General features: G+C 29.3%; 11 protein-coding genes, 1 pseudogene and 1 other annotated feature. All 12 genes and pseudogenes read left to right on the forward strand.

All coding sequences use genetic code 11. From position 1 onward, the window contains the following. Positions 1-37 precede the first annotated feature (37 nt). The gene (locus BLV79_RS03510; RefSeq protein WP_074716216.1) at positions 38-2,416 is read left to right on the forward strand and encodes an alpha-galactosidase; all 2,379 of its coding nucleotides are present in this window, start codon (positions 38-40) and stop codon (positions 2,414-2,416) included. Positions 2,417-2,642: 226 nt separating this feature from the next. Beyond that, positions 2,643-3,842: a hypothetical protein gene (locus BLV79_RS03515; RefSeq protein WP_074716218.1), complete on the forward strand. Its 1,200-nt coding sequence runs from the start codon at positions 2,643-2,645 to the stop codon at positions 3,840-3,842. A 252-nt stretch (positions 3,843-4,094) separates the two neighbouring features. Then, positions 4,095-5,084 carry a 2-hydroxyacid dehydrogenase gene (locus BLV79_RS03520; protein WP_074716220.1) on the forward strand — a complete coding sequence of 330 codons (990 nt, stop codon included), beginning with the start codon at positions 4,095-4,097 and terminating at the stop codon, positions 5,082-5,084. A gap of 179 nt (positions 5,085-5,263) precedes the next feature. Continuing rightward, entirely contained in the window at positions 5,264-5,854 is a 591-nt protein-coding gene (locus BLV79_RS03525; RefSeq protein ID WP_074716221.1) for a thymidine kinase, read from the forward strand. Positions 5,855-6,148: 294 nt separating this feature from the next. Beyond that, positions 6,149-6,462: a binding site (T-box leader), on the forward strand. Positions 6,463-6,565: 103 nt separating this feature from the next. Next, positions 6,566-8,113 (forward strand): anthranilate synthase component I family protein, encoded by a 1,548-nt coding sequence (locus tag BLV79_RS03530; protein WP_074716223.1) that lies wholly within the window; start codon positions 6,566-6,568, stop codon positions 8,111-8,113. Further along, positions 8,094-8,711, forward strand: a complete 618-nt coding sequence (locus BLV79_RS03535; protein WP_074716224.1) for an anthranilate synthase component II — start codon at positions 8,094-8,096, stop codon at positions 8,709-8,711. Before BLV79_RS03530 ends, BLV79_RS03535 begins: the two co-directional genes overlap by 20 nt. Next, positions 8,698-9,510: an indole-3-glycerol phosphate synthase TrpC gene (trpC, locus tag BLV79_RS03540; protein WP_074716226.1), complete on the forward strand. Its 813-nt coding sequence runs from the start codon at positions 8,698-8,700 to the stop codon at positions 9,508-9,510. The genes BLV79_RS03535 and trpC overlap by 14 nt, the downstream gene beginning before the upstream one ends. Next, a pseudogene (locus tag BLV79_RS13280) lies at positions 9,500-10,090 on the forward strand (phosphoribosylanthranilate isomerase); the annotation flags it as partial. The gene trpC and the pseudogene BLV79_RS13280, both read left to right, overlap by 11 nt. Before the next feature lie 111 nt (positions 10,091-10,201). Then, positions 10,202-11,386: a tryptophan synthase subunit beta gene (gene trpB, locus BLV79_RS13285; protein ID WP_242871425.1), complete on the forward strand. Its 1,185-nt coding sequence runs from the start codon at positions 10,202-10,204 to the stop codon at positions 11,384-11,386. Between the two features lie 61 nt (positions 11,387-11,447). Further along, positions 11,448-12,305 (forward strand): tryptophan synthase subunit alpha, encoded by an 858-nt coding sequence (gene trpA / locus BLV79_RS03550; protein WP_074716252.1) that lies wholly within the window; start codon positions 11,448-11,450, stop codon positions 12,303-12,305. A gap of 98 nt (positions 12,306-12,403) precedes the next feature. Then, positions 12,404-13,417, forward strand: a complete 1,014-nt coding sequence (trpD, locus tag BLV79_RS03555; RefSeq protein ID WP_074716229.1) for an anthranilate phosphoribosyltransferase — start codon at positions 12,404-12,406, stop codon at positions 13,415-13,417. A gap of 164 nt (positions 13,418-13,581) precedes the next feature. After that, a complete protein-coding gene (pulA, locus tag BLV79_RS03560; RefSeq protein WP_074716231.1) occupies positions 13,582-15,531 on the forward strand; it encodes a type I pullulanase in 1,950 nt (649 codons plus the stop codon). Positions 15,532-16,004: the final 473 nt, after the last annotated feature.

The raw sequence follows: 16,004 nt of genomic DNA on the forward strand, positions 1-16,004 counted from the left end.
TTAATAAAATATTTGAAAAAGGATTTAGGAAAAAGGTATGATTAAAAGATATGGAGATTATTTTCAGTTAGATACAAGCAATACAACGTATAGTTTTAGGGTGACACAAACAAAACACTTAGAACATCTTTATTATGGTCAGAGCATTAAGATAGATTCTGAAGAAGAGGTTGAGTTTTTGTATGAAAAGCATGAATTTGCTGCAGGAAATACTGTTTTATATAACAATGAAAATATTAATCTTACGCTTGAAGATGAGAGATTAGAGTTTTCTTCTTACGGTAAAGGGGATATAAGAGAACCATTTGTTGTTATAACTAGTGAGGATGGTTTAAATACTTCCGATTTCCTTTTTAAAGAAGCTAAAATATCAAAAGGAAAACAAAAGTTTAAGACTTTGCCAGGTTCATATGATTTAGCAGGTGGGGTAGATCATCTAGTAGTTTCTCTTGTAGATTATAATGCAAAGGTTGAACTCCAGTTGCATTATTTTGTGTATGAAGAGGCTGACATTATTACAAGAAGCTCAAAAATTATAAATTTAAATGATGATAAAACAATTTGCATAGAAAGATTGATGAGTACACAACTTGATTTAGATTCAGACGACTATGTTTTAACAACTTTTAATGGAGCGTGGGCAAGAGAGATGGATAAGCATGAATTTAAAGTTACTGCGGGAAAACATGTGAATTCATCGTATACTGGAACATCTTCAAGTAGAGCAAATCCTTTTATAATGCTGGCAAAAGAAAATACAACAGAGGATTATGGAGAAGTTTATGCATTTAATTTAATTTATAGTGGAAATCATTATGAGGCAGTTGAATGTTCAAGTAATCACAAAACAAGAGTTGTAACAGGTATAAATCCAACTAATTTTATGTTTGAAATAAAAGGTGGAGAGGAATTTGAGGCGCCTGAGGCAGTTATGACATATTCGGCAAATGGGTTTAATGAAATGAGTCATAATATGCATGATTTTGTCAGAGAACATATTACAAGAGGTAAATATAAATACGAAAATCGTCCAATTTTAATCAATAGCTGGGAAGCATCTTATTTTGATTTTAATGAATCAAAACTTTTAAAACTAGCCAAAGAAGCCCAAAAAGTTGGAATTGAATTATTCGTTTTAGATGATGGCTGGTTCGGAAAAAGAAATGATGATAAATCTTCGCTTGGAGATTGGTTTGTTAATAAAGAAAAATTACCTAGTGGATTAAAAGGTCTAGTAAGCAAGATAAATGATTTAGGATTGGATTTTGGATTATGGGTTGAGCCGGAAATGGTAAATGTAGATAGTGATTTATATCGCCAACATCCAGAATGGTGTATAAGTCATCCTTCAAAACCACATTCAGAAGGTAGAAACCAAAGAATTTTGGATTTATCAAATGATGAGGTCGTAAGCTATATTATAGAAGCAATGACAGATGTTTTTTCATCAATAAATTTAAAATATGTAAAATGGGATATGAATAGAATTTTTAGCGATTACTATTCACCAATGTTGGCTAAGCGAGGTGTTTTTGCACAAAAAGAATTGGCTCATCGTTATGTTATGGGATTATATAAAATTATGGAAGAATTGACTAATAGGTTCCCGGAAATTTTGTTTGAAGGATGCTCAGCTGGAGGGAATAGATTTGACTTAGGAATTTTATGTTATTGTACACAGATTTGGGCAAGCGATGATACTGATGCAATTTATCGTGTTGGAGCACAAAATAATTATAGTTACGGATATCCACAAAGTTGTTATACAGCGCATGTTTCAGTATGTCCAAATCATCAGACTTTAAGAGAAACTCCGCTTGATACAAGGTTTAATGTTGCTGCATTTGCTTCATTTGGGTATGAATGTAATCTTTGTGATATGAGCAAGGATGAACTAAATGAGATTAAAGAACAAATTGAGATTTATAAAAAATATAGACAAGTTCTTTTATACGGTGATTTCTATCGATTTGATAGAAAAAATCAGGATAATCTTTATCAATGGGTTGTTGTTTCAAAGGATAAAACAACAGCGGTTGGTATGATTTTACAAAAACTAGTTAATGCAAATACTACATTTAATGTTTTTAAACTAAAGGGTCTAGAGAAGGATAGAAAGTACATTTTTACGAACAGAGTAATTAAACAAAATATTAAAAATTTTGGAGACTTGATTAATACACAATCGCCTATTCATATAAAAAATAATTCATTGTTACAACATTTAGTTTCAAAATTTGTATCAATGCCAGGAGAGACAGAACTTTATATTTCATCAGGTAGTGCTTTTATGAATGGTGGAGTTAAGCTTTCACAAGCATATGGTGCAACAGGATATAATGATAAAGTTCGTTATTTCCAAGACTTTAGCTCAAAAATGTATTTTATTGAAGAAAAACCAATTCGGCAGAATTAATATAAAGTATTAGATTATTAATGATATGTTTGTTCATATTTTCATTTTTTTGAAAAAAATAAAATAAATTAAAAGTCAATATCTAATTTTGTTTTTTTAAAAACGATATATTATCTAGGAAAATATTATTGATTTTAAAATCAGAAGAGATTATATAATATATTCATTATATTAGAAAAAATTATATATAAGGGTTTGAAAAGACAAGATATTAGGAGGATGAAATATGAACAAAAACATATCATTTAGAACAAGATTAGTAATTGCGAATGTGGTATTGCTATTGATAATTTCTATAATTATGCTTTTTAGCACAAAAGAGTCAGAAAAAAAATCAGTTCATAAATCTTCGTCTATAGTAAAAGAAGAAATAGAGTTTGAAAATAAAATTCCTAAAAGTGCAAATCCAGATGAAAGTAGTCAAAATAAAAATGAAGAATTAAATAAATATAATTCGGTTTTAGAATTAAATCCATCCAAAGTTTCAGCTGTTGAGGTAATAGGAACTCAAATATGTAATGAAAGTGCGTATCCAATTGCTATTCGAGGAATGAATATTGATGTGAATTCTAATTATATTAATTATGATACAATGAATTTTTTGAAAGATAATTGGAAAATTAACGGAATAAAATTAAGCGTTGATATTACTAAAGATAATAATTCATATTTTGGAAAAGATGCTAATATTATTAAACAAAAATTAAGTCAGGCTGTTCAAAATGCTAAGATGCTTGATTTATTTGTTATGATAGAAGGAGATTTTGGAATAAAAACATCTAATGATGAAATAAAGAAGTTCTATACAGAATGTTTGCAATATTCTAGTGGAACTACTAATTTGATGTTTGCAATAAAATTAAAAAATATAGAAGGTTTAGAAAAAATAGATTCTGATGAATATAATGAAAAAACAGGAATAGTAAATGAAGAAACTAAAAGTGATAAGATAAGTAAAAAAAATTGGGCTAAATATTTGAAAAAAGTAAATACTGTCGTTTCTAGTCTGAGAGAAAACAATAATAATTCATTAATAGCAATTAATGTGCCTTTTAAGGCAATTAAATTAGAATCAATAAGTAAGAATAAGATAAAAACAAACAATATTGTTTTTTCGATAGATCTTGGGAACCTAGAGGCAAAAAATGTTCAAATTGCAGCAAAAAGCATTAAAAAGAGTATAGATTTTGGAACACCTGTAATGATTAGTGATTGCGGTATATCTAGCAATAGTACTAAAAAAGAAGATTTATTTTGTGAGACAAAAGAAAATATATATAAATATAAATTGACTTATTTTTATGGTGGAATGAATAATTTAGGCGAAAATAACTCAATACTAAAGAAAGATACAAATAAAATCTCAGATTTTACAGAAGAGGATTATACAGACGTGGGAAAAATTTTATACAAATATAATAAATAGTTTGGTTTATAAATACTGGTAATATGACGAAATAGAAGAAGGCTGAGTACGAGAATTATAGCAGATAACAAAAAAATGTATTGATTTTTTTTAATGTAAAGTAAAATGCATGAAAATGTCTGTATTTGAGTACAAAATCGTAAAACTATTGTATTTTGTATACAAAAGGTATATAATATATACCGACAAATCGAAAAAGTGTCGTATGTAAAAAAATTATTGATGAATATTTATTTTCAAGGAGGAACATTCATGAAAATCCTAATTTATGATGCGAAAAGTTATGACATCGAATCATTCAGCAAAGAAGTAAAGAAATACAAAGATATCGAGCTTGATTATATCGAATCTGATCTTGATATCAGAACAGCTTCATTAGTAGAAGGACACGAAGCAGTTTGTGGTTTCGTAAGTTCTGATTTTAGTGCTGAAGTAATCGCTAAATTAGCTAAAAAAGGCGTAAAACTTATTTTACTTCGTTGCGCTGGATTTAATAATGTTGATATTGAAGCTGCTAAAGCTAACGGAATCAGCGTATTCAGAGTACCTGGATACTCTCCAGAAGCAGTTGCTGAGCATGCAATGGCTCTTGCTCTTGCAGTAAACCGTAGAATTCACAAAGCATATATCAAGGTTCGTGAAAACGACTTTAGTTTAGATGGATTAAAAGGTAGAAACTTACATGGTAAAGTAGCTGGTATCATCGGTACAGGTAAAATCGGTGCTGCTATGGCTAGAATTTGTGCAGGATTTGGTATGAGAGTTATCGCATATGATAAATTCCCTAACAAAGATTTAAAATTTATCGAATACATGAGCTTACATGATGTATTAGCTCAGGCAGACTTAATCTCTATCCACTGCCCACTTACAGATGAGAACTACCACATGATTAACAAAAAAACTATCACAACTATGAAAGATGGTGTTATCCTTGTTAACACATCTCGTGGTGAATTAGTTGATACAGATGACTTAATTCAAGGAATCCGTGCTCACAAATTCCATGGTGTAGGTCTTGACGTTTACGAAGAAGAACGTAACAACGTATTTGAAAACAGAAGTCATGAAATTCTTGAGACATCAATTACATCAAGATTAGTATCTTTCCCTAATGTAATTGTAACATCTCATCAGGCATTCTTCACAGAAGAAGCATTAAGCGCTATTTCTGAAACAACATTACAGAATGCTAAAGCTTTCATCGCTGGTAAACCATTAGAGTTCAACCAAGTTAAATAATTTTATATATAAATAAATTTGATATTGGTGTAAAATAATGAGGTAGGCTTAGGCTTGCCTCATTTTTCGTATAATAAGATATAGTAAGATGTTATATAAGCAAAGTATTGAATTAGTAAATATTTCATTAATCATTTTAGAATAGATTACTGTAAAAAAGAGATGAGAGAGGAAATGAGATGGCAAAATTATATTTTAGATATGGCGCAATGGGAAGTTCTAAAACTGCAAATGCGTTAATGGTTCAGTATAATTATTTGGAGAGAGGTAAAAAGGCTTTACTTGCAAAACCTCGAACAGATACAAGAGATGGTGAAAGAATAGTAAAATCAAGAATCGGATTACAGAGCGAATGTATTTTAACGGATGAATTGCTAGAATTTTCTGATGAAGAAATAAAAAAATATGATTGTATTATAATTGATGAGGCACAATTTTGTACTAAAAATCAAGTAGAATTTTTTACACATATTGTGGATGATTTAAATATTCCAGTCATTTGTTACGGATTGAGAGCAGATTTTAGAAATGAATTATTTGAAGGAAGTATGTGGTTGCTTGCGTGGGCAGATACTATTGAAGAAATAAAGACTGTTTGTTGGTGTACTAAAGCTGCAAAATGTAATGCTAGATTTAATAAAGATGGAATTATTAGAGAAGGATCACAGGTTGTATTAGGTGGAAATAGTTCCTATATTGCTTTGTGTAGAAAACATTGGAAAGAGGGTAATTTAGGTCCAGATTTTTTGAAAAGATTAAATGAAGAATAAAAAACACTTATTATATTTTTATTAGAAGTCGATAAATACTTTATAAAAATATAAAATTTGGTTATGCTTTATATAAATATTTGTTCTAGTATTTTTAATAAAAAAAGTTGACACTTTAAGGCTGATAGCATATACTTTACTTAAGTAAATTACTACTGCACGAAAATGAATATTTATCAAAAAGGGCATAATTGAAAAGCTTTTTCATAAAGCAATGAGTGTTTTGAATGTATGATGATTAATTAATTGTCATATGTGAGTTTTGAAAAAAGAATGATTTAAAAGTGAATATTTTTAAAATCTATGATCGAAAGTAAGTACTTTAGAGGATGATTTTCAGAGAGCAAATGGTTGGTGTGAATTTGTAGTTTAATCTAGAGGAATGGATTCGTGAGATGCTAGGTGAATAAAAAGTAGCTGAGGCCGTTTCCTAACGTTATATAGGGAAGATATCGATTTAGCGTTTATAAGAAAGATATGAAACGTGAAGTCCGTATCTAGTGAGGTTGTATTGATTAGTGGCTGATATCTAATTATAGGTATCAGTTTTTTTGTTAAAAAAGTACAATGAAATTGGGTGGCACCACGACAGATAATTCGTCCCTAGTAGTTAAAAACTATTAGGGATTTTTTTTGTAAAAATTTTTAGTAGGAATTTTAATAGAATAAAGGTTGTGTATAGGTTTATTTATAGTAATTAGGAGGAACAATATGAAAAAACGAAAAATGAAGATTTATATGAAAACGGTTGAATTTGCTGTTGATGATCAGGCAATTCAAATATATAAGAATTATGTTGGTAATTCAAATGGTTTTATGTTAGAAAGTTATGAAGAAATAAATCAGGTAAATAACGAAGCTGACTATGACAATATTCATAATATAACAAATGCTAAAAATAATAGGTTTACTATTATTGGAGCTGATGTTGATGAAATAATTCATTCAGATAAGAATAGCCTGGTTATAGAGAAAAAAGATGGAGAAAAAGAAGTAAGAAAAGGTAATCCATATAAGTTGTTGAAACAGTATTATGAGGAGTTTGATATTTTGAATTTAGAGGACTTTAAAAAGGAAACTAATTTCAATTTTTCGGGAGGATTAGTTGGAAGCCTTGGATTTGATTTTATTAGATATATAGATAAAATACCTAATACTTTAGAAGATAAACTAGGTATAGAACGAATTCAATTAATGTTTTCAAGCAGAATTCTAGTTATAGATCATTATAAAAGAACTTTAAATGCAATTGTTTTATATGATCCTTATAGTCATAAAGAAAAAAATATAAGCACTGTGGCTGATTATATGATAATTAAGGCTAGATTTGGAAAAGAAATAAAGGAAGAAAATGATATTTTAAACACAGAAAATTACAAGAATTTTGATGAGCAGGGCATTATAGATGGAGAATTAATTGATGCTAGTGACACATTAGAATCATATACAAAAAAGGTAAAGAAAATAAAAGAGTATATTAGAGATGGACATGTTTTTCAAACTGTATTATCACAAAGATGGACTGTTGCGACAAGACGAGATGGGTTTGAGATTTATGAACAATTAAGGAAACAAAATCCATCTCCATATATGTTTTATTTTAAATTCCCTGAGTTTGAAATAATTGGAAGTTCACCAGAGATGCTTGTAAAACAAAAAGATGATAAAGTCTTTACTTGTCCAATTGCAGGGACAAGAAAACGTGGTCAATCATATGAGGAGGATATGCAGTTAGAAAAAGAATTGATTTCTGATGAAAAAGAACAAGCAGAACATGTAATGTTAGTTGATTTGGCTCGTAATGACATGGGTAAGATTGCAAAATTTGGTTCTGTGAAGGTAGAAGATTTTATGAAAATAAAGAGATTTTCGCAAGTAATGCATATCGTTTCTTTGGTTTCGGGAGAAAAAAATGAAAAAATACATCCATTGGATGTTATAGGTTCTTTTTTACCAGCGGGAACGTTAAGTGGTGCTCCAAAACATAGAGCTTTAGAGATAATAGAAGAACTTGAAGAAAGTAAAAGAGGTCTATATGGAGGAGCAACAGGTTATATAGATTTTTCAGGAAATCTAGATTTTTGTATAACAATTAGAACAATGGTAAAAAAAGCAAATGAGATATATATTCAAGCGGGTGCAGGTATTGTAGCTGATTCGGTACCAAAATTAGAGTACGAAGAATGTTGTAACAAAGCAAAAGCTTTAATGAAAACTATCGTTGAAGAGGAGAAGATGTATGATATTGCTAATAGATAATTATGATTCATTTACTTATAATTTATATCAATATTTTGGAGAATTAGGAGCTGATATAATCGTTAAAAAGAATGATGAAATCACTGTTGAAGAAGTAGAAAAGTATTATCTTGAAAAGGATTTAAGAGGAATTGTTATTTCACCAGGACCAAAAGCTCCGAAAGATGCAGGAATCTGTATTGATGTAATAAAAAAATTTTATAAACTTATTCCAATTTTAGGAATATGTTTAGGACATCAGTGTATTGGTGAAGCATTTGGAGGAGAAATAGTTCATGCAAATAAGATGATGCATGGAAAGAAAAGTATAATAAAACATAATGAAAAAGGAATATTAAATGGAATATCTAATCCACTAGAAGTTGCAAGGTATCATTCTTTGGTTATAAGTAAAGAAGACTTTCCAGATGATTTGGAGATTCTTTCGATGTCAGATGATAATGAAATTATGGCAGTAGAACACAAAAAATACAAAGTGTATGGATTGCAATTTCATCCGGAATCAGTTTATACACAAAAAGGTCATGAAATACTACTTAATTATTTGAACGAAACTAAAAATGTTAAAAGCGAGGTGTTACAAGTTGATTTTAGATAAAATTGTCGAAAAAAAAATTGTTTTTTTAGAAGAACAAAAGAAAAAAATATCAGAAGATGAAATGAAATCTATGGCTCTTAGTATTAAAGAAAAGCCTACAAATACAACATTTTATTCAAATTTGAAAAAAGATGGTTTGTCGATTATAGGAGAATTTAAAAATGCGTCACCAAGTGCGGGCGATTTTGATTCGAAAGTTGATTTGGCAAGTAGAATTGATTTTTATAGTAAATCAGTTGATGCAATTTCATGTTTGACAGAAGTTGATTATTTTAAAGGAAGTATAGAATATTTGAAGCAAATTAAACAACTTACATCACTTCCAATTTTAAGAAAAGATTTTATGATTGATGAATATCAGTTTTATGAAGCAAAAATAATAGGAGCTTCTGCTGTTCTGTTAATTTGTGCAATACTTGATGATTATCAGATTAAATACTTTTATAAGTTAGCAAGAAGCCTAGACTTAGATGTTTTAGTTGAAGTTCATAACGAAAATGAGATGGAGCGAGCTTTAAAAATAAATCCTAGAATTATAGGAGTAAATAATAGAAATTTAAATGATTTTTCTATTAATTTAGACACAACAAGAAGATTAAGAAAAATGGTAGATGACGAAAAGATTTTTGTGTCCGAAAGTGGTATTTATACGCCAGGGGATATTTCATATCTATCAGATGTGAAAATAGATGCAGTTTTAGTTGGACAAATGTTAATGGAATCATTTAATCCAGAGGAAACTGCTAACACAATAAAAAACATCTATAACGAAAGAAGAGTTGTGGCGTATGAAAATTAAAATATGTGGAATTACAAAAAAAGAAGAAATTTCATATGTAAATGAGTCTGGAGTTAATTATGTTGGATTTGTATTTTATCCAAAAAGTAAGCGCTTTGTCACATTTGAAGAGGCTTCGAAATTAAAGAAAAACTTAAAAAATGATATAAAAACGGTTGCAGTTACTGTTGATCCAAATGATGAACAGATAAAGAATATTGAAAAAAATGAATTCGATGTAATTCAAATTCATACTAAAAAAGGAAACTTTTTTGATGAGGATGTGTTATCAAAAATAAATATTCCTATTTGGTTGGGATTTAATATTGATACAGTTGAGGACTTAAAGAATTATATTTTTAAATTAAATGAGTTTTCAATAAAAAATAGAAATAAGGTTAAGGCAATTGTTATGGATAACAAAGATTATGGAAGTGGACAAACTTTTGAATGGAATTCTGAAAATGAGTTTAGAAAAGAATTAGAGAGTTTAAGAGATAATAACAATTGTAGAATTATATTGGCGGGAGGACTAAATAGTCAGAATGTTTCTGCGGGAATAAAAAAATTTAATCCTGAAGTAGTAGATGTTTCGTCGTCAATGGAAGTTGAGTATTATGAAAATAATAAGAAGTTATTTAGAAAGGATAAGGAAAAAATTATGAGTTTTGTATCTGAAGTAAAAAAATGTGAGGTTGAGATTAATAATCAGATGAAAAAGGGTTATTATGGAAAGTTTGGTGGAAGATTTGTTGCAGAATCATTAATGGGAACGTTAGAAGAACTTGATAGAGAGTTTGAAAAAGCCATCAAAGATGAATCATTTAAAAAAGAATTTGATTATTATATGAAGCAGTACGTAGGAAGAGAGACTCCTTTGTATTTTGCAGAAAAATTAAGTAAAATATGCGATACTAAAATCTATTTAAAGAGAGAAGATTTAAATCATACGGGAGCGCATAAAATTAATAATGTCATTGGACAGTTATTACTTGCAAAACGTATGGGAAAAACAAAAGTTATAGCAGAGACAGGTGCTGGACAACACGGTGTTGCTACTGCAACAGGTGCTGCATTATTCGGAATGGAATGTAGTGTTTTTATGGGAAAAGAAGATATCGAACGCCAAAAACTTAATGTTTTAAGAATGGAAATGTTAGGTGCTAAGGTAGTCAGCGTAGAATCAGGAAGCAATACTTTAAAAGATGCAACAAACGAAGCTATTAGAACATGGGCAAAAACAGCAGAAGATACATTTTATGTAATAGGATCAGCAGTTGGACCATATCCTTATCCAAAGATGGTAAAAACATTCCAAAGTGTAATAGGAAAGGAAACTAAAAAACAACATTTTGAAGTGGAAAAAAGAAATCCTGATGTTGTAATGGCTTGTGTTGGTGGTGGATCGAATTCAATCGGTATGTTTTCTGCTTTTCTACAAGATAAAGAAGTTGAATTAATAGGTGTAGAAGCAGCTGGATGTGGAATTGATACAGGAATGCACGCTTCAGCTATGGCTGGTGAGCAAATAGGTGTTTTGCATGGTATGAAATCATATTTACTACAGGATGAAAATGGTAACGTTAAATTGGCACATTCAATTTCTGCTGGATTAGATTATCCGGGTGTAGGACCTGAACATGCATATTTAAAAGATTCACATAGAGTTAAATATGTTTCAATAACAGATGATGAGGCAATGGAAGCTTTATTATTATTATGTAAAGAGGAGGGAATTATTCCTGCAATCGAAAGCGCACACGCTGTTGCTTATGCTTTGAAAAAGGCAAAGAAAATGACAAAAGATCAAACAATGGTAATTTGTTTATCAGGTCGAGGAGACAAAGATGTTAATACAATTTCAGATTATGTAAATGGAAATGGATATTTAAACTAAAAGAAAGTCTGAATTAAAAAAATCAAAGTAATATATTTTAGAGGTGAAAGAGATGAATGTTATGGAAAAAATAATTAAAAATGAACAAAATTCAAAAGTAGGTTTTGCTGAACAAAATAGAATAGAACAACGTTTTGCAGAACTAAAAAAAGAAAATAAAAAAGCATTTATTACATATGTTACAGCGTGTTTTCCAGATTATGAGCACACAATTGACATCTTGTTTTCGCAGGAAAAGGCTGGAGTTGATGTAGTAGAATTAGGAGTTCCTTTTTCAGATCCTATAGCTGATGGTCCTGTTATTCAGAGTGCTTCATTTGAAGCAATTCAAAAAGGCGCTAATTTAGTCAAAACATTTGAATGTGTAAAACAGGCTAGAGAAAAAGGGCTAAAAATGCCAATAATTTTTATGCTTTATTATAATACTATCTGTTTTTATGGAATAGAAAATTTTATAAAAAAATGTAATGAAGTAGGCGTTGATGGAATAATTGTTCCAGATTTACCATTTGAAGAGCAGGATGATTTACAAAGAGCAATTGATAATAATTCAAAAGATAAAACTATTATTATTCAATTAGTTTCTCCGGTATCAAGAGATAGGATGGATATGATTTTGAAAGATGCAAGAGGCTTCGTTTATTGCGTTTCTTCTATGGGCGTAACAGGTCAAGGAGGAAATTTTCATAGAGAAGTTAGTAATTATCTAGAATCTGTGAAAGAAAAAACAGACATTCCAGTTATGTTGGGATTTGGAATCAGAACATTTGACGATATAAGCAAATTGATTGATAAAGTAGATGGTGCAATTGTTGGCACACATTTTATTGAGGTTTTAAGAGAAAATGATTTTTCTGTGGATGAAGCATATAAATATTCAAAAGAATTTAAAGATGCTTTAGATTTAGCTGTCAAATAAAAACTAGAAAAGCTACTAAAAATAAATAGCTAAAAAAATCTAGAAGAATAAATTGGAAACGTGAATCAAAAAATAAAAGAGGAAGAAGGAGAAATATTATGAAAGAAGTATTAAATAAATTAGTATCAGGAAAAGATTTAACAACTAAAGAAGCAATGTTAGCGCAAGAAGAAATATTATCAGGACAGGCTACACCAGTTCAGATATCGTCTTTTCTTACAGCTCTTAGATTAAAAGGTGAAACATTAGATGAAATAATTGGGTTAGCAACTGTTTTAAGAGAAAAAGCTAATACAATTTCACCTAAAGTTGATAATTACGTAGATTTAGTTGGAACAGGGGGAGATTGCACATATTCATTTAATATTTCGACTACATCATCTTTTGTTGTAGCTGCAGCGGGTTTACCTGTGGCTAAACACGGAAATCGTTCGATTTCTTCAAAATGTGGTGCAGGAGACGTTCTAGAATCTTTAGGTGTAAACATTAGCTCAGATGTATCTAAGGTTCAAAAATGTGTTGAAGAAGGTGGAGTAGGCTTTATGTTTGCACCAGCATTTAATCCTGCAATGAAATATGTTGGTGGAGTAAGAAAAGAACTTGGAATGCGTACAGTATTTAATATTTTAGGACCTATGTCAAATCCATCAAGAGCAAAAAATATGTTAATTGGTGTTTATGATAAATCATTAACAGAGGTAATTGCAAAAGCAATGTCAAAGCTTGGAGTAGAAAGAGTAATGGTTGTAAGCGGATGTGATCACATGGATGAAATAACATTAACAGGTGAAACATATGTGACAGAAATCATAAATGGAGAAGAAAAGAATTATGTTATAACTCCTGAAGAATTCGGATTTGATAGAGTAGAACTTGATGAATTACGTGGTGGAGAAGGACCAGTAAATGCTCAAATAACAAAAGATATTTTAACTGGAAAAGAAACGGGTGCCAAAAGAAATATTGTATTGTTAAATGCAGGTGCAACTCTTTATATTGGAAATAAGGTAAAAAGTATCAAAGAAGGTATTGAATTAGCAAGAGAAGTTCTTGAAAACAATAAAGCATATGAAGTTTTAGAAAAAATGGTTAAAATATCAAATGAAAAATAGTTTTCAGCATTTAAAAGAAGCATTTGTCAGCAAAATATAGAAAAAATAAATAATTAGCTATATTTTTATAGTAAATTCTTGCAAAAATGTGCAATATAAAATATAATGTATTTATATCCGAAAAAAAACGAAAGTATAAATTATTAAAAGAAAGAGGAAATAGGATGAAAACATTAAGCACATTTAACAAGAATTTACTTAATGCTGATGGAACAACAACTTTTACTTTATGGTCACCAAGTGCAAAAGCTGTCAGTGTTAACATTTACAATGATTCGGTAGGAGAAAAAGAAAAAACATACGAACTAAAAAAAGATAATACAGATATTTGGAAGGTTACAATTAATAAAAATCTAAAAAACAAGTATTATGATTTCGTTGTAAAAAATGACAAAACCAGAATTACTCAGGATCCATATGCAGTGGCAGTTGGCGTCAATGGTGTAAGATCAATGGTTTGTAATCTTAGTGAAACTAATCCAGATGATTTTGAAAATGATAAGTGTGTGATTTTGAAAAATGCAAATGATGCTATTATAATGGAAACTTCAGTTGCAGATGCAACACTTGATAAAAGTATAGATATTCCAAACGAATATAGAGGTAAATTTTTAGGAATGGCACAAAAATCATACATTGATTATGTGAAAAACTTAGGTGTGACTCATATTCAAATTATGCCTTTCTTTGATTTTGGAAGCATAGATGAAAGTAAAAAGGATTCCAATCAGTATAATTGGGGATATGATCCAATAAACTATTTTTCTTTAGAGGGCTCGTATTCAACTGATCCTTACGATGGAAATATAAGAATTAAAGAATTTAAAGAATTAGTCTCAACATTTCATAAGAATAACATAGGGTTAATTATGGATGTGGTGTTTAATCATACATATTCAGTAGATGATTTTTGCTTTCAAAAGGTTGAGCCAGATTATTTTTTTAGAAAAAATGATAAAAAATATTGGAATGGTTCAGGTTGTGGAAATGAAGTAGCTTCCGAAAAAGATATGGTTAGACAATACATTGTAAATTGTGTATGTTATTGGGCAAAAGAGTATCATATTGATGGTTTTAGGTTTGATCTTATGGGATGTATCGATTTAGAAACTATGAATATCATTTCTAAAGAACTTAAAAAAATTAATCCAAATATTATAATTTACGGAGAGGGATGGAGCGCAGAACAATGTGGCTTAAAAAAAGAATTACTCTCTCTAAAAGAAAATGTAACAAAATTAGATGGAATTGGTGTTTTTTCAGATGACATTAGAGATTCTGTAAAAGGACATGTTTTTTACAAAGAAAGTCAAGGATTCGTAAATGGTGGAAAAAATATGGAAAATGATATAGCCTTTTCTGTTGTGGGAGCAATTAGACATAGTCAGGTTGATTATGTAAGCTATGCGTATTCCCCTAATGGAGCATGGAATGATGATCCACGCAAAGTTATAAATTATGTTTCCTGTCATGATAACTACACTTTATGGGATAAACTAAATATTGTGTATGATGAAAATGAAAAAATTAATAATAATGATGATATTGCAAATGAAAAACTTAAAAGAGAATTATTACTGGCACAAAATAGATTATCTGCAGCAATAGTTTTTACATCACAGGGTATACCATTTTTCTTACAAGGTGAAGAAACCCTAAGAAGCAAAAAAATTTATAAAAATGGTGAATTTATTGATTATGCTGAAAATAGTTTTAATTTATCAAGAGATATTAATAGCATAAAATATGAATTAGACAGCGATAGAAAGAAAATGCTAGATTATTACAAAGGTTTAATTGCTGTTAGAAAGAAATTTGATCAGTTAAAATTAAGAACTGAAAAAGAGATAAAAAAGGATATATTCTTTTATAAATTAAACGAGAGAATAGTAATATATACCATTAAGAATTTGTTGATAATATATAATGCAAATAGGAATAGTACCAAAATTAATTTATGTGATATATTAGATTCTAAAATTATTGACAAAGAATTAGAGATATATGTTTACGGTGATAAAGCATCAGATACACCTTTACAAACTATAAAAGCAACCAAAAATCTGGAATTAGAAGTGCCAATGATTTCATGTGTGGTAATTAACATAAAATGATATATTTTAAATTAGAATGCTAAAAGTATGATATGTACCCTCTTTGCTGGACAGTCAGTAGAGAGGGCATTTTTATATTTATCTATTTAGTAAATCCTTATTTTTAAAAATAAAATACTAAAAAAAATAAAACAATAATTATTGACAACAATAAAACACAGTTGTATTATAAATATAGTTTCTAAAACGCCTTCATATATATATATATATACGAAACTAAAAAGATAACGTACAAGTATATGTAAACCAAACATAGTATGTATGAATCAAATATATTATGCATGAATCAATGTAGTTTTTTATATTGCTATATATATGAAGTAACTAAATACCGAAGAACGATTTTGTGTAAGACTAGAAATGACTATTTAACCTAAAAAACTAGTTAAATAAGACAAAAACTAGACTAACGTAAAGGAAAGCGTAGAAGAGGAGGATAAAGTGAAGAAGAAGACGTTTGCTATATACACAGT

This window comes from Lachnobacterium bovis DSM 14045 (assembly GCF_900107245.1).
GTDB classification, from domain to species: domain Bacteria; phylum Bacillota; class Clostridia; order Lachnospirales; family Lachnospiraceae; genus Roseburia; species Roseburia bovis.

Bases quoted from the DNA above. Each gene is read 5' to 3' on its own strand.
- trpB (WP_242871425.1), top strand. From the start codon at position 10,202: ATGAAAAAGGGTTATTATGGAAAGTTTGGTGGAAGATTTGTTGCAGAA.
- BLV79_RS03520 (WP_074716220.1), top strand. From the start codon at position 4,095: ATGAAAATCCTAATTTATGATGCGAAAAGTTATGACATCGAATCATTC.
- BLV79_RS03530 (WP_074716223.1), top strand. From the start codon at position 6,566: ATGAAAAAACGAAAAATGAAGATTTATATGAAAACGGTTGAATTTGCT.
- pulA (WP_074716231.1), top strand. From the start codon at position 13,582: ATGAAAACATTAAGCACATTTAACAAGAATTTACTTAATGCTGATGGA.
- trpD (WP_074716229.1), top strand. From the start codon at position 12,404: ATGAAAGAAGTATTAAATAAATTAGTATCAGGAAAAGATTTAACAACT.
- trpA (WP_074716252.1), top strand. From the start codon at position 11,448: ATGGAAAAAATAATTAAAAATGAACAAAATTCAAAAGTAGGTTTTGCT.
- BLV79_RS03515 (WP_074716218.1), top strand. From the start codon at position 2,643: ATGAACAAAAACATATCATTTAGAACAAGATTAGTAATTGCGAATGTG.
- BLV79_RS03525 (WP_074716221.1), top strand. From the start codon at position 5,264: ATGGCAAAATTATATTTTAGATATGGCGCAATGGGAAGTTCTAAAACT.
- BLV79_RS03510 (WP_074716216.1), top strand. From the start codon at position 38: ATGATTAAAAGATATGGAGATTATTTTCAGTTAGATACAAGCAATACA.
- BLV79_RS03535 (WP_074716224.1), top strand. From the start codon at position 8,094: ATGATATTGCTAATAGATAATTATGATTCATTTACTTATAATTTATAT.